Raw genomic sequence first — 23,151 nt, forward strand, 5'->3', positions numbered from 1 at the left:
TGTTTAGTGATCCAGTGGCACAAGAGCGCCTACAAGCATCTACTGTTAATAGCAGTGTTCCAATTCAAAAGATGACAAAGTGAAATTACGGCAGTTGAGGAGGTTCCATCTGAAGTGTAGGAGGAAATACAATGCTCAAAATAGGGGATTGGGTGCTTGTCGCCCACGGATCGGAGCGGATCATCGGCTATATAAGGGATTTTTCCCGGTTGCGGAATGAAGTGTACATCATACAAGTCTCCACCTATTTCAATAAACGAATCAGTCGAATGAAACCCGTTCTTGGCGTAATAGACGTTCAATACATCGTGCCGCTTGGTTTAACATTGGCTAAAGAAGATTGGGATTCAATGATCGATATGGCCGTTTCAACAGATGATCAAAAATGGTTCCTTGAATTATCAAGAAGGATGACGGGTCATCCATAAGCAAAGGAAAAGGCTATAATCTTTCTCTCCTCATTTAAAAAATGGTATAGTTATGTATATCAAAAAGAGAAAAGAGGAAGTCAAATGATTGATCATATTGTACTCGTTAAATTTGAAGAAACGACAACAGAAGCACAATTACAAGAAGTGGTAACCCGGTTTAAAGCTTTGCGGAATCATCTTGAAGGACTTATTGATATTCAAGCGGGCCTGAATTTTTCCGAGAAAAACCAAGGTTATCAAGTGGTCCTGACAACTCGATTTGAAAATCAAGCAGCTCTTGAAGCATATGGGCCACACCCGGAACACCAGGCAGTTGCTGCTTATATTCGCGAAGTGGGTAGAGTGGATAGTATTGTCGTTGATATCGAAATTTAACAGCAGTGCCCCCTTGAGCTAAAAGTTCAAGGGGGTTTTTCTGTGAATTGCTTTTGCCATGAACCATAGCGGGATATGTTTTTTTTGTCGAATTATCTCTTTGATTAACGCGATTTACTGAAGATTTTGTCGATGAAAAAGTGTTAAGAAAATGATGTATATGTTTTATAATTGAAATATATACATAAGATTATTTTGAAAGGCAACATCTTTGAAATAAGGAGGAAGCAAAACTACATAGGCTTCGTTTCAAGAACCTTGATTGTTTAGTCATCGAATACGAGCACCTATCCATTTATAGAGAGGAAGATTTATATGCCATTATATCAGATGAAAGAAGTTTGGACTCCATTAAAATTGATAGGAATTAAGCTTTTTAAATTCCCGATATCTGGAGACTATTACATTAAAATTCGAAAAAATCCTAGAAAGAAAATAGAATTTTTAGCGAACAATTAAAATATGTATCTAGTTATATTTTTCGATAAAGGAGTTTTTTAATTGAATAAGCAGCAGACGAAAAACACCTCTTGCAGGTGTTTTTTTATTTGGATGGCTGTCCGCGCTAGTGTTTTAAAAGAACTATATTATATGATTATATTTAAAGTATAATGTGTTTAACATGAAGATTTGCCCAGCTGATACGATTCGTGAAATAATAAGGCAATGAAGTGATTAGCAGTAAAAAGTGTCAATACAGTTGGATGGTAAACGATCAAATAGATAAGGGCGTGAAAAGTTATGAATTCGATTGCAGCTGTTGCTAAATATTTTATTGAAAACGCAGGGTTGTTGGCTAATGAGATTGTTGATGATATTATTGTTAAATTTGAATTTGAAGTACCTAAAGAGGAAATCGAGCAGGCAATTATGGTTTATACTGCCTTTATAGGATTTTTAGGAGAGTCAATTACTCTCGATGATGAGCAAGTATCAGAGGATCTGATTAAATGGAGCAAATGGAATGGGGAACGTGAGGCATCGCTGATGGGGAAAATTTCGAGCATTATTGAGCGCTACACTGATACGCGATTAATTTTTATAAAACGTATCACTGCGATCACTATGGAACATGGACTTACTATAGAAGAAGTTACCATGGTTAATCGACGGACGAATTATATGTTCGATATTAGTATTACAGAGACGATTCTTGCGTTTGAACGCCTTACAGCGAATATTATTAAAGAGAGGACGCGAGAGATAAATGAATTATCTGCTCCGGTTGTACCGATTCAGGATGGGATGGCTGTTCTTCCACTGATTGGTTCAATTGATTCTGATAGGACAGAACATCTTTTAAACAACGTAGTGCCAAGGATTTCTGAACTAAAAGTTGAATGTCTGATCATGGATTTTTCAGGTATCGTCACCATTAATACAGAGGTTGCAACCCTTCTCTTTAATATTTATGATATTCTGGGCTTATTGGGAATAAAAATCATTGCGACGGGTATACGCCCTGATTTAGCGGCAAGAGTTGTGCGTGATGGCATTGATTTTTCAACTATTAAAACATATGCCACTGTTAAGCAGGCGATAGAGAGCAAGGTTTGATCTTCAATTATAAATAACATGGACTTGCCTGCTACTTCATCAGCATTCGGGCAAGTCTTTTTGATTGGAGAAAACAAAGTGAAACAATGTAGTCGGTGAACAACTCATGATAGAAATATTGAACAAATTATACGAGGATGAAGGTGAGTTTATGAATGCTTTTTATCCGAAAAAAGGACGGGTGATTTTTCATATTGATGCGAATGCCTTTTTTGCGAGTGTGGAGATGGCGGAAGATCCGACACTTCAGAATAAACCGGTTATCGTCGCGGGCAATCCAGGTGAGCGAAAAGGGATTGTCGTAGCAGCGAATTACTTGTGTAAAAACCGTGGAGTCTACACGACAATGCCTCTTTGGGAAGCGAAAAAGCTTGTACCAGAAGCCGTCGTAAAAAAGCCCAATCACAAGCTATACCGCGAGTATTCAGTGAAAATATTTGCATTTTTGACTGGAATTTCACCGATCATCGAATTCGCCTCCATTGATGAAGCCTATTTGGATATTACGAACTGTGCGCATCTCGGCTCACCAATGGAGATTGCTCAAACGATACAGAGGGACATAGTGAAGCTCTTTAACATCCCGATTTCAATCGGTATTGCACCGAATAAATTTTTGGCAAAAATGGCGAGTAACATGCAAAAACCGCTTGGGTTAACGGTGCTTCGTAAACGGGATATCGAACATGTTTTATGGGGAAAGCCGGTCATTGAAATGCATGGAATTGGCAAAAAAACTGCAGAAAAGCTGCATGATAGAGGCATTTTGACGATGGGAGATTTGGCGAGAGCAGATGTGAAATTCGTGAAAATCCTTCTCGGCGTGAGAGGCGTACAGCTGCATGAGCGTATCAATGGAAAAGACGACAGGCCTGTAAATCCTGAAGCGAATACATCGTTTAAAAGCATCGGCAACTCGTCGACATTCCCGAAAAATGTGACTGAAACAGAGGATATTTCTAATAAAATCAATAGATTGGCATGCTCTATCAGTCAACGGATGAAGCAGAAAAAAGTCGTATCCAATACGCTTCAACTAACGATTCGATATGGGAATTTTAAAACGATTACTCGAAGTCAGGCGTTGGAGAAAGACATTGATGAAGCGAAGGACATTATCCAGTACGCAGAAACACTCTTTTTTAAACACTGGAATGGTAACCCCGTCCGGCTAATCGGGATAACGGCACAAAATGTAGTGAAAAAAAGTGAACAAACAACGCAGTTAGACATTTTTTCGTATGCAGAAGAAGCCGATAAAATTGAACCGCTGCTTACAACTATAGAGGCAATCAAACGAAAATTTGGCGACGCGATTATTAAAAAAGGATCTGATTTGTAAGGGCTAAATGAACATTCGGCAATCCCTTTTAACCGAGTATAAAAGATTATCTCAATCTAAACTGATTAGGTGCTTAAAACATGGTCAGTTTTTCTCTGCTGGGAGAAAAGTAAATTACATTGTCACTCTGTACACTCTTCGGTAAACTAGATTAAGGTATATAGATAGAGGAGTCGTTGATTGTTATGGTAGAAAATATGATTGAAGTAAAAGAGTTACGTAAAGAGTTTAAGTCGCATTCGAGCCGTTCTGGGTTGAAAGGAGCGTTTCGCGATTTGTTAACGCGCAATTATAAGGTTGTTCCAGCGGTGAATGATATTTCATTTACTGTGAAAAGTGGCGAGATGGTCGGCTATATCGGCGAAAATGGAGCGGGTAAGTCAACGAGTATTAAAATGCTGACGGGAATTTTAACGCCAACTTCTGGCGTGGTGAAGGTGAATGGGATGGATCCGCATAAAGAGCGTGAGCAATTTGTTCGGTCGATCGGAGTGGTGTTTGGACAGCGGTCACAGCTATGGTGGGACATCGCTGTTCAAGAATCGTTCCGTTTGTTAAAGAAAGTGTACAATGTGCCGGATGATGTGTATAACGATCATATGAATCACGTCATTGAATCACTAGACATTGCACCGCTTTTAGATAAACCGGTTCGAAAACTGTCACTCGGTCAGCGGATGCGTTGTGAGCTGGCGGCGGCCCTTCTCCACAATCCTCCTCTGTTGTTTTTGGATGAACCGACAATCGGGCTGGATGTGCTTGTGAAGTTGAAAATTCGTGAGTTTTTGAAAGAAATGAACGAAAAATACAATACGACGATTTTGCTGACGACACATGACTTAACCGATATTGAGGCGCTTTGCGAACGGGTTGTGATGCTGGATGAAGGAAAAATCATTTACGACGGGAAGCTTGCCAATTTGCGTTCCAATTGGGGAGAAGGAAAGCAAATTGAATTTCAGTTTGCGGATCTTCATATGACAAAAGAGCGGTTAACGCCGCTATTGGTAGGGTTTGATGCTGTATGGACGCCGGGAGATCGGAACAATGTATGGGTCGCAAACGTGAAAAATGATGAACAGATCATTTCAAATGCAATTGGCTGCGTCGTCGCTGCGCATAAAATAATGGATTTAAAAGTCCATGAAATGTCGATTGAGGACATTATTCGCAATATTTATGAAGAAGGTATTATGAATGGGTAAGTATATTGAAATGATCCGGATTCGTTTTCTTATGATGCTTGCCTACCGGACGAATTATTACAGCGGCATTTTGATTTACAGTATTAATATTGGAGCGTATTACTTTCTTTGGACAGCAATCTATGGAGACAAAGGGTCGATTGAAGGAATGACCGTTCTTCAAATGACCTCATATATTGCGATTGCGTGGATGGCAAGGGCCTTTTATTTCAATAATATTGATCGGGAAATCGCGCAGGAAATTAAAGAAGGCAAAGTTGCGGTTGAATTGATCCGTCCTTACAACTACTTACTTATGAAAACGATGCAAGGATTCGGGGAAGGTATTTTCCGATTATCGTTTTTCTCGATTCCCGGCATGATCATTGTTGCGCTTATATTTCCGATCACATTTTCAGCTGATCCGATTGTGTGGCTTTTATTTGTGCTGGCACTAGTATTCAGCTTTTTAATCAATATGCAAATTAACTTGTTAACAGGAATTTTGACGTTTTTCTTTTTTAATAATGCAGGTTTGATTCGGGCAAAACGTGTCATTATTGATCTCTTTTCAGGATTATTGCTGCCGATTAGTTTTTTCCCCGGATGGGCGCAGCGGATAATGGATTTTCTGCCGTTTCAAGGAATCAGTTATGTTCCGAGCATGATTTTCACGGAAAGTTTGAGCGGATCAGCGGCCGTGAATGCGCTATTATTTCAATTTGTATGGGTGTTAATTTTGACTGTGCCAATTCAAGTACTATGGCTCACTGCGAGAAAGCAATTAGTCGTTCAGGGGGGATAAGAGATGAAATATGCAGCGATCTTTTTTCAATATGCCGCCCAGTATTTGAAGACGAGGTTTACATACCGTGTTGATACCGTCATTGAAATTGTGTCGGACCTGTTATCTCAAGCGGTTAATTTCATTTTTATTTTACTCGTTTTTAATCATACATCTTTTATTAGCGGCTGGTCGCGGGATGAAATTATTTTTATTTATGGCTTTTTTCTCGTGCCATTTGCGATCTTTGGAGCATTTTTTAACATTTGGGATTTCAATGAACGGTATATCGTAAAAGGAGAAATGGACCGCATTTTAACGCGGCCGATTCATAGTCTTTTTCAAATTGTACTTGAGCGGATGGAACTTGAATCGCTCTTTGGCGTGATCACCGGGATAGGTGTCATGTTCTATGCAGGAAGCAGGTTAGAGTTAAGCTTTTCATGGTACGATCCGTTTATCTTTGTCGCCATGGTATTAGGCGGCACGCTTGTATATTCAGCGATTTTTGTCCTCATTGCGAGCATTAGTTTTTGGTCCGACAGCCCGACAAGCATCATGCCGATGATATACAATATTGGCAACTACGGTCGTTATCCGGTTGATATTTACAATCATGTCATCCGATTTGTGCTTACATGGATTTTGCCATTTGCATTTGTCGGCGTCTATCCAGCAGCCTACTTTTTAGGTCGGAAAGACTGGTATGTGTACGCGTTTATGACACCCGTGGCAGGTATCATGTTCTTTATGATCTCTGTCGTTATGTGGAATATCGGTGTCACAAAGTATAGAGGGGCAGGAAATTAATCGAACCGTAATAAATCGTTCCTTTCATACTATGACGAATTATGTTGACAATGAGTGAAAAATTTTATATATTTATGTATGCGATGAGCTCATTTGCGTAAGACGGACGGACATTCCTTTTAGGAACATGTTGTGGAGCATGGTCTGGACGCCGCAAATTTCGAGAAAACACTCTGTCTTCTGACAGGGTGTTTTTTATTTGTTTTGAAAAATCCCCTGAGACCGAGGGGATTTTTTGTATTGTCATACGCCAGGTTGATCCATCATAACGTGGAGTATACGGACGGGCAGTCATTTTAAATAACTTCTCGATACACGCCGGTGACGATTCCTAAAATGGTGACCGTTGGAAGCAAAATTGGCTCCATGGATGCGTTTTCAGGCTGAAGACGGATATGATCCGCTTCTTTAAAGAAACGTTTAACCGTTGCTTCATCATCCTCTGTCATAGCAACAACAATATCACCGTTTTTCGCTGTTTGCTGCTGTTTGACAACAACGTAGTCACCATTTAAAATGCCAGCTTCTTTCATGCTTTCGCCGACGATTTCAAGCATAAATACGTTCTCATCTGGTGGAGCGAGTCGTTCAGGAAGCGGAAAATACTCTTCAATGTTTTCAATGGCTGTAATTGGTATGCCGGCAGTCACTTTGCCAATGACTGGTACGTTAACGGGGTGCTGTTTTGGTACAGAACTATCCGTGTCTAAAATTTCAATCGCACGCGGTTTTGTTGGATCGCGGCGAATATAGTTTTTGCTTTCAAGTCTTGCCAGATGTCCATGAACAGTTGAGCTTGAAGCGAGTCCAACCGCTTCACCAATTTCACGAACGGAAGGTGGATACCCTTTTCTTCGTACTTCATCCTTAATGAAATCAAGAATGTCTTGCTGACGTTTTGATAGTTTTGTCATTACCTACACCTCTCTTATTTTGTGTTTGCCTACAGTATAACATGTGTTCTGGAAAATGACAAACGTAGGTTCGGAATTCTTCTTGACTGAAACGAGCGTTCGTTTTATTATGAGAATATGTAACGAACGAGTATTCGAGGAAAGGGTGTTCTTATTGGGAAAAGCCAAAAATTATGCATTTATGTTAACATTAGCCGTGATGATTATATTAGCAGCCTTCTATTTTACTTTTAACGGAGTAGAGGCCCCATCCTATTCTGAAATAAAAGTGGAAAAAGGAGATTCGCTCTGGAGTTTGGCAGAAGAGTACAAAACACTTCATGACATGGATGAGATAGAATTCATTAAATGGGTACAGGACGAAAATGGTTTGATCACAACGAAAATTTTGCCAGGCGAACAGCTTATCATTCCGGTGCCGTCTGTAAAAAGCGACGGTGGGCTGCAACTGGCGGATGGAGACTGATGATAGATGAAAAAAGCGGTTTTATATTGCCGAGTGAGTACAGAAAAGGAAGAGCAGGTAACATCGCTTGAGAGGCAGGAAGAAGAACTAAAAGCACTAGCAAAAGCAAAAGGATTTCAAACGGCAGCGGTTATTAAAGACCAGGCGAGTGGATATGATCTCGACCGGCCAGGTATGCTCGAGCTGCTCGATCTAGTAAAAAGTGATGATATTGATGCCGTGTTAATTCAAGATGAAACGAGAATTGGACGCGGCAATGCTAAAATTGCGCTTATCCATTGTTTATTTAAAGAAGGTGTAGTGGTTTATAGCATTGCAGATGACGGTGAACTGCACATGTCTGATTCGGATTCAATGATTTTGCAGATTGTCAGCATAGTAGAAGAATACCAACGGAAAATTCATAATTTGAAGATTAAACGGGGGATGAAACGGGCGGTGGCCAAAGGATATCGGCCTGAAAAGAATTTAAAAAATCGTGGCAATGATCAAGGGCGCAGTCGGAAAGAAATCCCGGTGACAGAGATTGTTCGGCTTCGTGAAAATGGCTTAACATACGAGGAAATCGCCGCAACATTGCGCGGATTCGGGTACAATATTTCGCGCGCGACGGTTCACCGGCGTTACATAGAATATAAAGAAAGTGAATTAATCAACTAGGAAGCTTTTTTCTTGTCATGGTTCGTTCTGTTGTGTACGATAACGGCATAAATAGAAAGGAGCATGATCCCATTGTTATCATCTGAAAAGATTGCACGCATAAATGAACTAGCGAAAAAAGCGAAAGAAACGTCTTTGACGGATGCCGAATTAAAAGAGCAATCCGCGCTTCGTAAAGAATATTTAACAACATTCCGCTCATCAATGCGTCAGACAGTCGAATCTGTCCGCATTTTTGATCCGACAGGCGATGAAGTGACGCCGAAAAAGGTGCGGGACATTCAAAAAAGAAAAAAGTTAAATTAAGGAATGTTAAAAAAAGATAAAATCTGATGATTTTCTCTTTTTTTTCACATTGTTCTGCTTTATTGTTGTGTATTCTTCAAAAGACATTTAATATAGAGGAGTAAATCACCTTTTGAAAGGATGGATCACATGTTTGATAAAACAGACCAACTAGCGGTCACAACAATCCGTACACTATCTATTGATGCAATTGAAAAAGCGAATTCCGGCCATCCGGGTTTGCCGATGGGTGCTGCTCCGATGGCGTATGCACTCTGGACGAAAGTGATGAACCACAATCCGAAAAATCCACAATGGTTTAACCGGGATCGATTCGTATTGTCTGCAGGTCACGGTTCCATGCTTTTATATAGCTTGCTTCACCTTGCTGGCTATAATTTGCCACTTGACGAGCTTAAAAATTTCCGTCAGTGGGGAAGTAAAACACCGGGTCATCCGGAATATAAACATACAGACGGCGTTGAAGCAACAACAGGTCCGCTTGGCCAAGGGATTGCGATGGCTGTCGGTATGGCAATGGCAGAGCGTCATCTTGCATCTGTTTATAACAAAGATGGACACGAAGTCATTGGTCACCATACATACGCACTTTGCGGTGATGGTGATTTAATGGAAGGTGTTGCATCAGAAGCAGCGTCGCTTGCAGCACATTTGAAATTAAATCGTCTCGTTCTTCTTTATGATTCAAATGACATTTCACTTGATGGAGATCTGGACAAATCATTCTCTGAAAGTGTAGAAGGCCGCTTTACAGCATACGGATGGAATTATATCCGTGTAGAAGATGGTAACGATCTTGAAGCTGTGACAAACGCGCTTGAATCTGCGAAAAAAGAAGACAACCGTCCAACAATCATCGAAGTAAAAACAGTGATTGGCTATGGTTCTCCAAACAAATCGGGTAAATCTGAATCACATGGTGCTCCACTAGGCGCAGACGAAATGAAGTTAACAAAAGATTATTACAAGTGGACATTTGATCAAGATTTCCACGTGCCGGACGAAGTATACAACCGTTTTGAAGAAGCCGCTGTTGGTCGTGGTGCGCAGGCGCAAGCTGAATGGGAAAAATCATTTGCATCATACAAAGAAAACTACCCTGAATTGGCGGCACAGCTTGAAAAAGCGATTAGCGGTGAACTTCCTGACGGATGGGATGCTGATCTGCCTGTTTATAAAGAAGGAACAGCTTCTGCATCGCGTGCAACGTCAGGTGATGCATTAAATGCAATCGCGAAAAACGTACCGACACTTATCGGTGGATCTGCTGACCTTGCTGGTTCAAACAAAACAACAATCAAAAACGTTGGCGATTTCATGCCAGGACAGTATGAAGGACGCAACATCTGGTTTGGTGTACGCGAATTCGCAATGGGTGCGGCGATGAACGGTATGGCCCTACATGGCGGTCTTCAAGTATTTGGCGGGACATTCTTCGTGTTCTCTGACTACCTTCGTCCAGCGATTCGATTAGCAGCGTTGATGGGTCTTCCTGTCACATATGTATTCACACATGACAGTATTGCGGTAGGAGAAGATGGTCCGACACATGAGCCGATTGAACAATTGTCTTCATTACGCGCAATGCCGAACTTGTCTGTGATTCGTCCAGCTGATGGAAACGAAACAGCAGCTGCATGGAAACAAGCGCTGACAAGTAAATCAACGCCGACAGCGCTCATCTTGACACGTCAAGACTTGCCGGTTCTGCCATCGTCAGAAGAGCAGTCGCATACAGGTGTTGAAAAAGGTGCTTACACAGTTGTGAAAGCAGAAAAAACACCAGATGTTCTTCTTCTTGCGAGCGGTTCTGAAGTTGGCATCGCCGTTGAAGCACAAGAAGCACTTCTTAGCGAAGGCATTCATGCAAATGTGGTCAGCATGCCATCATTTGACCGTTTTGAACAACAGGATGCAGCATACAAAGAGTCCGTTATTCCGAAGTCAGTGAAGAAACGTCTTGGTATCGAGATGGGCTCTTCATATGGCTGGCACCGTTACACAGGAGAAGAAGGCGACGTACTGGCGATCGATCAGTTTGGTGCTTCTGCTCCAGGTGAAACTGTAATGAAAGAATATGGCTTTACAGCTGAAAATATTGTGGCACGAGTAAAAGCTCTTCTAGAAAAATAAGAATTGAAAAGTCCGGGACCTTTGTTCCGGACTTTTTTTTCGGCAACAATCAACAAAAATTTACCTGCCCTTATTGTATAATCATCAATGGTTTAGTACACTTTGAATAGACAACTTGAAGGAGGAACACGTTTATGTTTTGGTATGTGCTTACGGCTATACTGGCACTCGCTGCCGGCGTTGCCATCGGTTTTTTCATCGCACGCCGTTACATGATGGATTATTTGAAGAAAAATCCACCAATTAACGAGCAAATGCTGCGAATGATGATGATGCAAATGGGACAAAAACCATCACAAAAGAAAATCAATCAAATGATGGCGCAAATGAATAAACAACAAGATAAATAAATCCTTGTTGTATAAGGGATAGAACGATTTTTATCTGCTTATTCATTTAAACAGAATGTTGAAAGGTTAATCTTTCTTCACTGTTGTTGCATTTATTCGGTTTATTTTCCTTGTAAATAACGATAACCACCTTTTCTTGTTGAAAGATTAATCAGAAAAGGTGGTTTTTATTATGTTGCATTATGAAGAGCAGCTAGAAGAAATCATTGATTCTTCTAGCTGCTTTTTTTACATAAGAATAAACAAAAATGCTTTTTGAGGGAGGTGGAAAGAGTGGCGGAATGGTGCCAATATCGAATTTATCCAAACAAAACACAAGTGAAACCCATGTAGTCATTTTGCGGAGATAAAAATGAACAAAACAAGATTTGTTTATGTTTAATATTCTTTTTCATTCAAAGGGCTTATTTTTCCTTCACTTAAAATACACAATAATTTGGAAGGGAGTGAGTAGATTTTATGAAAAATTTATTCAATAAAGATGTGCAGTCACTCGAAATTTCTGGGATCATAAAAATGTCTGAAATAATTAAAACATACGATGGTGTCGTGGCATTAACAATAGGCGAACCTGACTTTCAAACACCCTTTCTGATAAAAGAAGCAGGGAAGACTGCCATAGACAACAATCGTACGTTTTATGCACCAACGGCGGGGGAACCCGCACTGCGAAAAGCAGTGTCATCATTTATGGAAAGGAGATATCATTTATCGTATAACCCCGACACTGAAATTATTGTCACGAATGGGACAACGGAAGCCGTGTTTCTTACGTTGAAGACCCTTTTGTCACCAGGTGATGAAGTTATCCTTGCAACACCCGCTTATCCAGGGTATGAGCCCGTTATAAAGTTGTGCGGCGGTGTACTCGTGCCTATTGATGTTAGCGGCACCCGTTTTAAGTTAACAAAAGAACAACTGGAGCAAGCCATTACACCTAAAACAAAAGCAATCATTCTAACGTTCCCCTCTAATCCAACAGGCGCTATCCTAACAAAAGATGAGTTAATGGATTTGGCGAAAGTCATCGAAAAACATAATGTTTTCGTCATTTCAGACGAATTGTACAGTGAATTGGTTTTTGATCAACCTCATCAATCCATCGCATCATTTCCTTCTATAAGAGAAAAAGTGATTGTTATTAATGGCGTGTCCAAGTCTCATGCGATGACGGGATGGAGAATCGGATGTACGTTTGCGCCTTCCTATATCACCAATGAACTGTTTAAAGTTCATGAATGCCTCAATACAAGTATCTCTTCTATCTCACAAGAAGCTGCTGCCTATGCCTTCAATCACGGAGAAAAAGAAGTGGAACAAATGAAACTCGAATATCAAAAACGGAGAGATTACTTGTGTAAACGATTAAATGCCTTGGGATTAGATACAATTGTGCCTGATGGAACATTTTATGCGTTTCCAAGTATAAAAAGATTTCATCATGATTCGTATGCATTCAGCATGGAACTGTTGGAGCAAGCAAAAGTAGGTCTTCTGCCCAGTACCGTTTTTACAAAAGGAGGAGCGGATCGACTGCGTATCTCCTTTGCTTATTCGATGGAAAAATTGAATGAAGCGATGAATAGAATCGAGCAATACTTAAAAAACAAATAAAAAAGGCATTTAAAATGAAATCTGTTTTAAATGCCTTTTTTTATGAGCATACTTTTGCTCTGTTCCTTTTTGCAAAAGAGATCGAAAAAAGATGCCGTGTTAAATGCCGCTTTCTGTTGGTGTTTGTTCGGTTTGTAATGGCAGCGGTTCTGCAAACAGGTTCTTCGGATGGCGGTTCTTCAACAGGCGGTTCTGTCGGTGTAGGAACTTCAGGCGTTTCCACAGATTCTTCTTTCGGTACTTCTATTATCGATACTTCTTTTTTCCGTTCTTCTTTTTTCGGATTCGTAGCAATGTTGATGGTAGAGGGATCGCTGGCGCCGCGCGTCTAACTGCTATGTCAACTATTTAAACAAGCTGTGCACTCACGAAACATTTCAAGCCGCTGAGTACGTTGGACGAAATGAAACGCTGCTTCAAGATCATTAATATCTTTTACCGCTTTTGCTCTAAACTTGTTTAAACGTGAGAGGGGCATGATCTCACCAATTGTCCGATTACTCTTTATTAAGCGCATAGGGGTACTCTCACTCTCGCAATCTGATTGAATTTTGCGTATGTATGCTTAGTTGTTAGGAGCGGATCTTAGCCTGCTTCTTCTTATTTCAAAACTAGGATGCTTATACCTTCGGATTTATGAGAGAATGATTACTACCGGATCAAAACTATGCCGATGTAGAGGAACAGGTTATCTTTGCGATTATTGAGTATGTCCGGCAGCAATCCAGACATACGTGAAGTGGCTGATTATACTATCAGTCGCTTCTTTTTTTATTACAAGGGCTTTTATGCACAAGGGATGTTCTACTCACCCGGACAATCACAAATTTTTAAATCTTGGTCAGGGATAAGTAAAACTATATTTTGTATTATGCCAATCTGTCCATTTTCATCCAAAGTAAAGAAATCTAGTATAGCTAAATCAAAAGGTGAACTGGGATCTTCATGCAGAGCAATTTGGAAAGCCGTGGGGAAAGTCTGTCCATCAATAGTTAAAAAACCTTCTCCTGCTGCAATTAAAACTTTACCTCCACCATTAGATACACAACTAGATGGTTTAACTCTGGTGGATCGGAATGATAAATCATCTTCAGCATTAAATATCACTAAACTACTTTCACAACTACATTTTGGACAAATAATTGCAATAAATATAGTGTTTCCTACTTGTAATCTTGCTATGCCCGAACAATCACATTCACATTTTTCTTTTTGTCTCTTTTTCATAATAATCGCTCCTTTTCTATTAGTATATGAAGTGAAATAGAATAGAGATTGGACAAATTAAGTACAAATAAAAAAAACAATTACTTCGTCTGGAGGTAATTGTTTTTTGTTTGCCCTTCTAGTGCCATAACTTAATAGTTGTGAAAGAGTTTCTTATTCAACTAACGAAACAGTAAAAATAAATATTCAACATAATATGAATTACGTTGGATTTACAAATGAAAAAAAGCCTTGTGGTTTTAATTTCCACAAGGAGCTTTTACATTTAGTAAAGGGTAGGGGTAGGATAACAGGCAACAGCATCAATAAGTCTTGGGTCTATACCATAAAACATCCAGAATGCACCATTCCATCTGTATCCGGAAATTTCGCCATACTCGACACGAGTTGGATAAAACCAGAAACCTTCCCCATTTCTAAGCCAAACATAAGTGTTTTGAAATACACAGTCTATGATATAGGATGGAGAAGAAGGTTTTTGTGGAATAAACGGTGGTGGAGGGAATTCAGGTGGCATACGATTTCACTCCTTTATTAGATAGTTACTCAACATAATATGCTGAAATAAACAGAAGTGATTTAGGGCAATTGTGTATGTAGGATTACTTGAAAACACAAGGAAGGACGCAAGATATTTTCAATTAATGGAAACTCACGAAAATTATCAATTTATTAAGTGATAGGATTTAAATACGTCCATGAATGGCGTGTTTTTTCTTTGGTGACAGCAAAAAAACACTCACATATTCGCAAGTGTTTTTAGGTGTAATGGCTATATGTACAGCGGTATTGGCAATCCCCTCATAACGGGGAGGGCGTTGCAACCACACCTATTTTAAACCGTTGGTGCGTAAGGGCTGAAATCGCATTTTTGCGAACCTCTAAAGAAAACGGAAGATCCGCCGCAAATTTCTTCGCTTTGTCTACTGTCATTGTACGAGACCCCTTGATAGTAGTGAAGTTTTTTCTTTTGCGAACCTCGACGGAAGAATGCGGGTTGAGAAGTTTTTGGGGAGGTTCGCACATTTTTCATGAAGATCCCTTTCTACATTCAGCCAGAAAGGATACCCTATGTCTTCATTTTAAAATAGGTCTGCATTGGGTAAGAAAAAATATATAACTCTATATGTTATTTTCCTAAATTCAGATTGAGGAAATGAGTCGCTAACATACCATTTTACACACCCAAGAAAAAGGATTAAATAATATTTTTCGTACTCATTAATAAAAGATTCATAATAGTTACTAATATACTTTATATCAACTGAAGAAACCTAATTAATGCTAAAAATAGTAGGAGAGAATACTTGAGAACTAATTGTTGACCTTAGCGTATTTAATACAATTCCTAAATAATCACTTTCAGACGAGAAATGATGTACTTCTTCTATTGTAATTTTATAAATACAATCAACAGTAACAATAGTTTTTTTGTCATAACTTTGAAAGGGTTTTGAAATTTTTAAGATTTTAACTATTGTTTCGGCCTTCATGTAAGGTTCTAATTTCTTATTTACTATACTTTCATAATCATTATGACCAACTACTATATTTACAGAAAAGACACCTGCTACTTCAAGCATAATATCAGACCTCTTTTTATTTTTACACATATTATATTGCATAATTGTAGAATCATAAAGGGTTCCCTCTTTTTGTATCGAGTGTATTAGGTATAAGGAGGGATTTTCTGTGCCTGAAATTAATTCCTTATCATACATACTCTTAATCTCTTTCTTCCTTATTGGCTACTCAAATAAAGAATCGGTTGCAGTAGAAAGTGAAGAAACAAAGGAAAGAAAATTTTATCTGGTAATAACACAGCCGAAACATCGGATAATATTCTGATGTCATCTCATAGTGATGTGTGGGGTCTGACGAAGCAGTCAGTAAAAAACTGGGGGAGGAAATAAATGGAAGAAAAAAGAAGCAAGAACAGGGACAGCTGCCAACCTACACAAAAACTCAGCAGGGGATAGGCTGTCTTTTTCTTATCGGCGTTATTGTTGCTGTGGTCCTACTAATTAGTTCATGTGTTGGCGCATTGGTGAGTGACGACGATTTTGACGACGAGCCATACACAGAAACAAATTCGGATGATTTTGATTCCGATGGCGATGTTGACTATGATGACGATGTTGACTATGATGACGTTGAAATTCATTTAAACGAAAGCCTGGACGCAGATGTTAACGATGGCGACGATTGGTAATCTGTTATCGGCTAACTCAAGTCGTCAATGACTAAGCATAAGCATTTGCAAAAAGATTTTAAATGTGTTTTGAGCATCGTCTTGATAAGCGGTTCTTTTTATTAGAAAAATGAATGAAATTTCAAATGATAAAAGAGTGATTTTATTCGAATCATGTAATAAGTATTTTTTACATGGAGGGACCGGTTCAGCTATATGAGCCGTTTTCTATTTAATTTATTAAAAAATACATATTATGCAAAATTCATAATTGAAATATTTACTTCAATAAAGAATAATGATTTGATAACATTACGATGGCGTAAAATATTTAACTTTAATTCACTAAAAAAGAAGTTATTTACATAATTTCTAACGTCCGATAATATATAGTTATCGGACGTTAAGAATGGAGATGACACATATGTTAGCCAATCAGCAAACGAAATCGCCATGCAGCAACAGATGGATGAAGTGAAAAAATTAATTGAAAACTCGGTCAGTGAGAATACGAAGAAGGCGTATCGGAATGACTGGACACAATTTGAAGAATGGTGCGTTCGGCATAAGATGGAGGTGTCCTTAATTAATAAGAAGGTAAGAGTGATAATTGGTTTAATAAGTTGCCTTATTTTATTCATTTTTGGAGTTTATCGTTTAATTGTTGTGTATCCAAATGGATTATTTGTTCCTGTAATATTTATAATCGTTGGTTATATAGGATTTATTAGTGGAATTATAGAACTAAAAAAAATAAAAGATTCTTGAACTAACGGGTTTAATTCAGGAAAAAGACTGTCAAATAGACGGTCTTTTTTATGCTTTTAAGTTTCAAAAAGTGCACTTTTTAATGGTTCTGTTCTTCACTCAACATGGAAGTTTAGTTGATGAGGTGAAAAAGGAAAACGGTTGTTTTCCTTTTGAAAATTGGCTCTGTTAAAGAATGGTGTTGATAAAAACCTTGTTATTTGTATGCAAAACTTGATAATGCACAATTGGGACGTACTGTTAATTAAAAAAGCAACATTAGGGTATCCACGGAAAGAACAAAAAGCATCAGGTAATGTAGCAATGGCTCTTTTTTATATGCGGTCTGGAATGAAGGAGTATAGTGGGGACATCTCGTCATCCTTCAAAGCCTATAGCAAGATCAGTAAACTAGAAGACAAGGGTGCTAAAGAGGGCTTTGTCTTGTTAAACGAAGGTCACGACCTTATGATACATGGAAATTTAAAATATCATTGAGAAACGGGACTAAATTTATCTGGTTTCTTTTTTTATTTCACAAAATTTCGTCGTTTTTTACAAAGTAAATTATTATAAAGAATGTGAGCATATTATAGAGGTAGATGCTTAATCGAATAAAGAAGCCCTCGAAAAATATAAGGATTTTGACTGTATTACAGGTTATGAAGTCCAAGGCCTTAGAGAGAAAGTAATCAGTGTAGAATTAAAGGAAATCAAGGATTCGAGTTGGAAAGAAGCAAAAGGTAAAACACTTTGCAATGATTGCTTAGAGTCTTTATAAAAGTGAAACTTTAACGGGAAGGAATGTGATCATTAATGACTGTCCAAGAAATGATTAACGAATTAATGAAAATTAAAGACAAAAATCAAGAGGTTGTAGTTGAATGTACTCTAAAAGCTACAGAAGATGGTGAATATGAAGCTGATGTTGCATTAGCAATTGATAGTGCAGAAATAGAATTAATGAGTGAAGTAGCAGCAACGTGTAGCAAATGCAATAAGGAGACTACAGGTAAAATATACGATCCTTGTTATTGTGCTGAGTGCAAAGTACAGGAACTTAAATATCGCTTAGATATAGCGGAACAGTCGTATAGGATGTTAGTCAAAGAAATTATAGAAAATGGTCGTTTAAATTAAAATTAAATGAAACGATTAATTTATTCAAAGCTTTATACGAATCTAAGAAAACAAGCAATGATCAATAAAATTAGTCAACTATGACACGTCAACTACTGGTGTGTTTTCTTTTTTGTCTATTTTTATGCTAAATCTCACATACTGGGAAAACAGGCAATACACCGGTCGTCAACGCTCATACGGTGAGCGCCCGCAACCGCGATTGGCGATACGAAAAATCTCCGGCATATACCCCGAATATAAAATATGTGTTTCTTCATATTGATGATGATACGTCTTTATAAAATGCCTTTTTAGGATTTTATCACCATAACAAATATGACAAGCAGGTTACGCTTTTAAAACCTGCTTTTTTTTTTGAAAAAAGCGACCTGATTAAATCCAAGCCCTGTGTGTGTTGAAGCTGGTGGTGAAAACAGGAAACTATTATTATGGAAAGCTAGCTTAATTTGGAAGGTTAAAACCTATTGCAGGATTGTGAGATTTCCGGCAACATTAAACCCGAAGCACGGGCACCACATTCACAAACAAATGACCAAGGAGGATTCCAAAAATGAAAAAGAATCTACGTATGGCCGCGATTGCGGGTGCAATGTCAATTGGATTATTTACAGCAGGACAAGCAGAAGCTGCTACACCAACTTGCAACTGGAATCAACCTGTTCAATATAAAACAATAGTAAAATATTATAATGGTGAAAAAACAGTCGAAAAAGTACAACAGCCGGCAGAAAAAGCACCAGTAACAACGACACAAGCGCCGGCAGAAAAAGCACCAGTAACAACGACACAAGCGCCGGCAGAAAAAGCACCAGTAACAACGACACAAGCGCCGGCAGAAAAAGCACCAGCAACAACGACACAAGCGCCAGCAGCAACGACTGGTTCTGTCAGCGAATTTGAAAAGCAAGTGTTTGAGCTTGTGAATCAAGAGCGCGCAAAAGCAGGAGTAAAAGCACTTCAACTTGATACGAAGTTAAGCGATGTTGCCCGCACGAAGTCAGCGGACATGAAAAACAAAGGCTATTTCTCTCATCAGTCACCTACTTACGGTTCACCGTTTGATATGATGAAACAATTCGGCATTACGTACAAGACAGCTGGTGAAAACATTGCAAAAGGGCAAAAAACACCAGAAGAAGTAATGAAAGCATGGATGAACAGTGACGGACACCGGAAAAATATTTTAAGTGCAGACTACACACATATTGGTGTTGGATATGTAGACGGTCATTGGACACAAATGTTTATCGGAAAATAAATCGATTCGCCCGCTGGCTTATATGCTGGCGGGATTTTTTATCTTTCATTTCCTGGTTTTGAGAATTTTACTTTTTTCATTTTGGTGGGAAGTTCAGATGTTGATTTGTATTTAGCCGCGTAAATAACTAAGCCACCTTTTCTTGTTGAAAGATTAACCAGGAAAGGTGGCTTTTATTAAAGTATTTACCTCGATGATTTAAGGGCATATTTCCGCTATCCTCACCGCCGTTTTTTTCTATGATGAGACTCACTGAGAGAATGGTCAATGATATCTTGCGCAATGTAGGTTTCGTGTGAAAGACCTCTTCATTAAGAGATCTTTTTTTCTCGTTTCGCTGCTTGATCTATCATAAATATCAGTGTTAGAGAAAAGCCGATAAAAGAAAATACCCAAAAAATACCCGTAAAACCGTTAATCCCGGCAGACAGCATGGCAATGAGAATAAGATAAATAGTAAAGAAGCTCTGCACGATAATGGTTAACCCGATTTTTTTCATAAGAATCGCCTTTTTTACAAAACCGATGTATCGATATACTTGCCAGACAAAGACTGCGAGTGTAACAAAGAAAAACGTATAGGCAGCAACATTGATTACATCCTTGATGGTCAACGATTCCATAGTAGCTAAAAAACTGATGATGATTTCCTTCATGATCCACCGCTCCTTTCATACCTATTTGAAAAGCCTATTAATATCCTTATTCCAGAATAAGAGGGTATAATCCTCATTGTATCCAAAAAATCCAAATTAAAAACCATTATACTTCGCATTTATAAAGTCGGTAAAAAAAGATTTTCCAACAAACCACTTTTAGGTTGACGATTACATTTTTATTTATATAGCTCGGGGATGATGAAATCTAGGGATCATTCACTATTTTCATTAAAATCATTCATAAACCAGCTTGAATTCGGAAAGGATAAAAAAGCAACCATTAAAAAGGAGTGAGCACTGTGGGACAAAATCATCAATTTAAGCCTGGACAAAAGGCGCCGAACAATGGATCTTATGTGGAAATTGGCGAAACAGGAAGCACGGTAAACGATCCAAAGAAAATCAAGCTGGAAGCAGGAGATACTTTCCCAGATACAACAAATCACAATCGTGTTTGGACGTATCAGCCAAAAACATAATCACTTAAAAATCTTTCCCTAATTCATTGAGCGTATCATCATATTTTTGTTTCTTTTACACACAATAAAAAGAAGCGGAACGAGCAGATGGCACAATCATATCTATAAGAAATCATAAGCGCTTCAAATAAAAGAACGGCAGATACTTAAGACAAAGTGAAATTTTTAACTTTAGCCAGCCGATAATGGCTGGCTATTTCGTTCCACCAAGTCTTTTAGAAAAATATGTAAATTATGCCATTTTTATCAGAATAAGGGGTTATTTCAGGTTATGTAAATGGACGTTTTGGATCCGAAGATAAAGTGACTCGTGCAGCGGCAGCAGTGATGATTGGTCGGGCGTTGAAATTAGATGGGGCGAAAAGAAAAACAGCATTCAAAGATGTAAATGCCACAAATTTCGCATCAGGCTCTATCGATTCAGCGGTAAAATCAGGAATTATTTCAGGCTATCCAGACCATACATTTAAACCGGGGGAAGCGGTTACCAGGGGACAATAGGTTATATTTTAGCGCGTGCGTTTAATTTGTAAGGTGGAAAAACTGTAAATATCAAAGACGTGTCAAAAAGTTCCACAGCTTATCCATATAATCAAAAGATTTTAGCGGCACAGATTACAACTGGCTATCGAGATAATACATACCGCTTGATGTAACAATGAAGTTGAAAAATAACACAGCATCATTACAACAAAACGTGTACCGCCAGTAGACTTAAACGTTGAAACATACTTTGAAGACAATGAAACTTACAATTTGCATAAGGTGAATAAAATAACAGAATAAATAAATCGAGATCGATAGAAGACCGCTTTTTTAAATAAAAAAGCGGTTTTTTTATCTTTTGATGCATAATTACGCTGAGTAATGGATAAAATATATTAATGAAGGAAAAGGAGTGATTGCCATGGAGAAACGATACTTGCCTTTATTCATAACGATCTTTATTATAATTGGTGCAAGCGCCCCTGTATATGCTTATGAAGACGAGCCAACGGGTACACCGTTTGAACAGCTCGAAAAAGAAGGCATTTCATTAAAACACTATATCGTGACATTTAAATCACAAGATATCGAAAAAGGCTACTACCGGGCTGTTTCTAGTAATGGTGAGACCCTTCGTTTTAAACAATATGATGTTGAAATTGAACTATCTGTCGGTGATCGCATCCGTTCGTACTGGGAAGATGGCGGTTTTAATATAGCAGAATACGTGAAACCGAAACGGATTGATTATAAAGTAACGCGTGTATGGAATGAACATAATGAAACGTATTACGAAGGAACAAGCGCTTCGGATGGTGATATCATCTTTACAGCAGAAAATGTAATGGGTCAGAAAGTAAAGGCCGGACAGTATGTTACAGCTGAGTTTGACCAAATGTTTATTGAAAGCGGTTTAATCTGTGTATATAAAAAGAAATAAGGAAGAAGGGCGATCCCATTTAAGCGGATCGCCTTTTTACTTTAATTCAATATTTTTTGGTTTTACGAATATGTAAATCTTCATATAAATTTAAAAGCCGATCCAATTCTTGGCTATACTCGATCGCAAGCGGTGAAGTGAGTCCATTATCAAACGCGATGTTGAGAAGCTCGGTACGCTTTTCTTCAATTGCGGACAGCAGCATGTCTTTATTCATAGCGGACATCCCTTTCTTATTCTACCTGTAATAGTATACCCAATCATTTACTTATTTTCAAAAAGAACTGCCAAATTGTAGTTTTTTTCTGTTCACAATTTATTCGGAGTACGAATGAGGCCAGTTCTGTTACAATGGGAAGGAAAGGATGTTGATGATGGCTGATTTAAATATTTTTCTGGCATTCGGAGCAGGGTTTTTAAGTTTTATTTCACCGTGCTGTCTGCCGCTTTATCCTGCCTTTTTATCGTATATTACCGGCATGAGTGTGAATGAATTAAAAAACGATAATGCAATGCTTCAGCGCCGCAGTATGCTGCACACACTATTCTTCTTAATTGGATTTTCTCTTGTCTTTATTTTGCTTGGGTTCGGTTCGTCCTTTATCGGTCAGTTTTTGAAAGAGTGGGATGACTTAATCCGTCAACTTGGCGCCATTTTTATTATTTTCTTTGGCCTTATTGTAACAGGTATATTGCAGCCTAAGTTTATGATGTCGGAGAAAAGGGTTGCGTTTAAAAACCGTCCGGTCGGCTATTTAGGATCCGTACTTATTGGCCTTGCATTTGGTGCAGGGTGGACGCCGTGTACTGGCCCCATCTTACTTGCAGTTATTTATATGGCGGGGACGCATCCTGATTCAGCGATGCTGTATATGATCGCATATACGCTCGGATTTGCCATTCCATTTTTCGCACTTTCATTCTTTATCGGCCGGATGAAGTGGATCCGGACAAATAGCGCTAAGATTGTAAAAATCGGCGGTTATGTTATGATCATTATGGGTATTGTGCTCTTTTTTGACTGGATGACAAAAATTATTATGATTCTCACTCCATTATTTGGAGGATTCACTGGTTTTTAACACGTTTGAAGGA

General features: G+C 38.6%; 28 protein-coding genes and 1 other RNA gene. 22 read left to right on the plus strand and 7 right to left on the minus strand.

Annotation, left to right across the window (positions count from 1 at the left end):
* Positions 1-131: 131 nt before the first annotated feature.
* The 7 genes from A3M5_RS0105610 (at position 132) to A3M5_RS0105645 (ending at position 6,483) form a co-directional block, all read left to right on the plus strand.
* Positions 132-428, plus strand: a complete 297-nt coding sequence (locus A3M5_RS0105610; RefSeq protein ID WP_018392783.1) for a hypothetical protein — start codon at positions 132-134, stop codon at positions 426-428.
* Between the two features lie 84 nt (positions 429-512).
* Complete coding sequence (locus A3M5_RS0105615; protein WP_018392784.1) at positions 513-806, plus strand: Dabb family protein; 294 nt, start codon at positions 513-515, stop codon at positions 804-806.
* 741 nt (positions 807-1,547) lie between these two features.
* A complete protein-coding gene (locus tag A3M5_RS0105625) occupies positions 1,548-2,363 on the plus strand; it encodes an STAS domain-containing protein (protein ID WP_018392786.1) in 816 nt (271 codons plus the stop codon).
* 106 nt (positions 2,364-2,469) lie between these two features.
* Complete coding sequence (locus A3M5_RS0105630) at positions 2,470-3,705, plus strand: DNA polymerase IV (RefSeq protein WP_018392787.1); 1,236 nt, start codon at positions 2,470-2,472, stop codon at positions 3,703-3,705.
* Between the two features lie 185 nt (positions 3,706-3,890).
* Positions 3,891-4,910 (plus strand): ABC transporter ATP-binding protein, encoded by a 1,020-nt coding sequence (locus A3M5_RS0105635; RefSeq protein WP_018392788.1) that lies wholly within the window; start codon positions 3,891-3,893, stop codon positions 4,908-4,910.
* On the plus strand, positions 4,903-5,694 hold the full coding sequence (locus A3M5_RS0105640; protein WP_018392789.1) for an ABC transporter permease: 792 nt from the start codon (positions 4,903-4,905) through the stop codon (positions 5,692-5,694). The genes A3M5_RS0105635 and A3M5_RS0105640 overlap by 8 nt, the downstream gene beginning before the upstream one ends.
* Positions 5,695-5,697: 3 nt before the next feature.
* Entirely contained in the window at positions 5,698-6,483 is a 786-nt protein-coding gene (locus tag A3M5_RS0105645; RefSeq protein WP_018392790.1) for an ABC transporter permease, read from the plus strand.
* Between the two features lie 296 nt (positions 6,484-6,779).
* Here the strand turns inward: A3M5_RS0105645 and lexA are convergent, their stop codons facing one another.
* Positions 6,780-7,397, minus strand: a complete 618-nt coding sequence (gene lexA / locus A3M5_RS0105650; protein WP_018392791.1) for a transcriptional repressor LexA — start codon at positions 7,395-7,397, stop codon at positions 6,780-6,782.
* 154 nt (positions 7,398-7,551) lie between these two features.
* Between lexA and yneA the strand changes: the two genes are divergently transcribed.
* From yneA to A3M5_RS0105690, 7 genes are all read left to right on the plus strand, one after another.
* Positions 7,552-7,863 carry a cell division suppressor protein YneA gene (gene yneA / locus A3M5_RS0105655; protein ID WP_018392792.1) on the plus strand — a complete coding sequence of 104 codons (312 nt, stop codon included), beginning with the start codon at positions 7,552-7,554 and terminating at the stop codon, positions 7,861-7,863.
* A 6-nt stretch (positions 7,864-7,869) separates the two neighbouring features.
* Positions 7,870-8,523 (plus strand): YneB family resolvase-like protein, encoded by a 654-nt coding sequence (locus A3M5_RS0105660; protein ID WP_018392793.1) that lies wholly within the window; start codon positions 7,870-7,872, stop codon positions 8,521-8,523.
* 72 nt (positions 8,524-8,595) lie between these two features.
* Entirely contained in the window at positions 8,596-8,829 is a 234-nt protein-coding gene (locus A3M5_RS0105665) for a DUF896 domain-containing protein (protein ID WP_018392794.1), read from the plus strand.
* Between the two features lie 129 nt (positions 8,830-8,958).
* Positions 8,959-10,962, plus strand: coding sequence for a transketolase (gene tkt / locus A3M5_RS0105670; protein WP_018392795.1), 2,004 nt, complete (start codon positions 8,959-8,961; stop codon positions 10,960-10,962).
* A gap of 134 nt (positions 10,963-11,096) precedes the next feature.
* A complete protein-coding gene (locus A3M5_RS0105675; protein ID WP_018392796.1) occupies positions 11,097-11,312 on the plus strand; it encodes a YneF family protein in 216 nt (71 codons plus the stop codon).
* A gap of 459 nt (positions 11,313-11,771) precedes the next feature.
* Entirely contained in the window at positions 11,772-12,926 is a 1,155-nt protein-coding gene (locus A3M5_RS0105685) for an aminotransferase class I/II-fold pyridoxal phosphate-dependent enzyme (RefSeq protein ID WP_018392797.1), read from the plus strand.
* Between the two features lie 14 nt (positions 12,927-12,940).
* Positions 12,941-13,258: a hypothetical protein gene (locus A3M5_RS0105690; protein ID WP_018392798.1), complete on the plus strand. Its 318-nt coding sequence runs from the start codon at positions 12,941-12,943 to the stop codon at positions 13,256-13,258.
* A gap of 472 nt (positions 13,259-13,730) precedes the next feature.
* Here the strand turns inward: A3M5_RS0105690 and A3M5_RS0105695 are convergent, their stop codons facing one another.
* The 4 genes from A3M5_RS0105695 to A3M5_RS0105710 form a co-directional block, all read right to left on the minus strand.
* Positions 13,731-14,153 (minus strand): hypothetical protein, encoded by a 423-nt coding sequence (locus tag A3M5_RS0105695; protein ID WP_018392799.1) that lies wholly within the window; start codon positions 14,151-14,153, stop codon positions 13,731-13,733.
* A gap of 265 nt (positions 14,154-14,418) precedes the next feature.
* On the minus strand, positions 14,419-14,670 hold the full coding sequence (locus tag A3M5_RS0105700) for a hypothetical protein (RefSeq protein ID WP_018392800.1): 252 nt from the start codon (positions 14,668-14,670) through the stop codon (positions 14,419-14,421).
* A gap of 284 nt (positions 14,671-14,954) precedes the next feature.
* A complete protein-coding gene (locus tag A3M5_RS26405; RefSeq protein ID WP_018392801.1) occupies positions 14,955-15,086 on the minus strand; it encodes a hypothetical protein in 132 nt (43 codons plus the stop codon).
* 341 nt (positions 15,087-15,427) lie between these two features.
* Positions 15,428-15,874, minus strand: coding sequence for a hypothetical protein (locus A3M5_RS0105710; protein ID WP_018392802.1), 447 nt, complete (start codon positions 15,872-15,874; stop codon positions 15,428-15,430).
* Positions 15,875-15,975: 101 nt separating this feature from the next.
* On the opposite strand from A3M5_RS0105710, the gene A3M5_RS24020 reads away from it, so the two are divergent.
* From A3M5_RS24020 to A3M5_RS0105735, 4 genes are all read left to right on the plus strand, one after another.
* Positions 15,976-16,045: hammerhead ribozyme type II (locus tag A3M5_RS24020), an RNA gene on the plus strand.
* 155 nt (positions 16,046-16,200) lie between these two features.
* The gene (locus A3M5_RS25200) at positions 16,201-16,365 is read left to right on the plus strand and encodes a hypothetical protein (protein WP_155894669.1); all 165 of its coding nucleotides are present in this window, start codon (positions 16,201-16,203) and stop codon (positions 16,363-16,365) included.
* Between the two features lie 1,542 nt (positions 16,366-17,907).
* Positions 17,908-18,231 (plus strand): hypothetical protein, encoded by a 324-nt coding sequence (locus A3M5_RS0105730; protein WP_018392806.1) that lies wholly within the window; start codon positions 17,908-17,910, stop codon positions 18,229-18,231.
* 553 nt (positions 18,232-18,784) lie between these two features.
* A complete protein-coding gene (locus A3M5_RS0105735; protein WP_018392807.1) occupies positions 18,785-19,492 on the plus strand; it encodes a CAP domain-containing protein in 708 nt (235 codons plus the stop codon).
* A gap of 311 nt (positions 19,493-19,803) precedes the next feature.
* Here the strand turns inward: A3M5_RS0105735 and A3M5_RS0105740 are convergent, their stop codons facing one another.
* On the minus strand, positions 19,804-20,148 hold the full coding sequence (locus A3M5_RS0105740; RefSeq protein ID WP_018392808.1) for a hypothetical protein: 345 nt from the start codon (positions 20,146-20,148) through the stop codon (positions 19,804-19,806).
* A 302-nt stretch (positions 20,149-20,450) separates the two neighbouring features.
* Here A3M5_RS0105740 and A3M5_RS0105745 point away from each other — a divergent pair, with 302 nt between their 5' ends.
* From A3M5_RS0105745 to A3M5_RS0105755, 3 genes are all read left to right on the plus strand, one after another.
* Positions 20,451-20,630: a YjzC family protein gene (locus A3M5_RS0105745; RefSeq protein WP_018392809.1), complete on the plus strand. Its 180-nt coding sequence runs from the start codon at positions 20,451-20,453 to the stop codon at positions 20,628-20,630.
* Between the two features lie 261 nt (positions 20,631-20,891).
* A complete protein-coding gene (locus A3M5_RS0105750) occupies positions 20,892-21,131 on the plus strand; it encodes an S-layer homology domain-containing protein (protein ID WP_155894670.1) in 240 nt (79 codons plus the stop codon).
* Between the two features lie 406 nt (positions 21,132-21,537).
* A complete protein-coding gene (locus A3M5_RS0105755; RefSeq protein ID WP_018392811.1) occupies positions 21,538-22,056 on the plus strand; it encodes a hypothetical protein in 519 nt (172 codons plus the stop codon).
* Positions 22,057-22,102: 46 nt separating this feature from the next.
* On the opposite strand, the gene A3M5_RS22350 is transcribed toward A3M5_RS0105755, so the two are convergent.
* On the minus strand, positions 22,103-22,273 hold the full coding sequence (locus tag A3M5_RS22350; protein WP_018392812.1) for an aspartyl-phosphate phosphatase Spo0E family protein: 171 nt from the start codon (positions 22,271-22,273) through the stop codon (positions 22,103-22,105).
* A 157-nt stretch (positions 22,274-22,430) separates the two neighbouring features.
* On the opposite strand from A3M5_RS22350, the gene A3M5_RS0105765 reads away from it, so the two are divergent.
* Entirely contained in the window at positions 22,431-23,138 is a 708-nt protein-coding gene (locus tag A3M5_RS0105765; protein WP_018392813.1) for a cytochrome c biogenesis CcdA family protein, read from the plus strand.
* Positions 23,139-23,151 lie beyond the last annotated feature (13 nt).

This window comes from Bacillus sp. 37MA (genome assembly GCF_000372765.1).
Classification (GTDB): Bacteria; Bacillota; Bacilli; order Bacillales; family Domibacillaceae; genus Domibacillus; species Domibacillus aminovorans.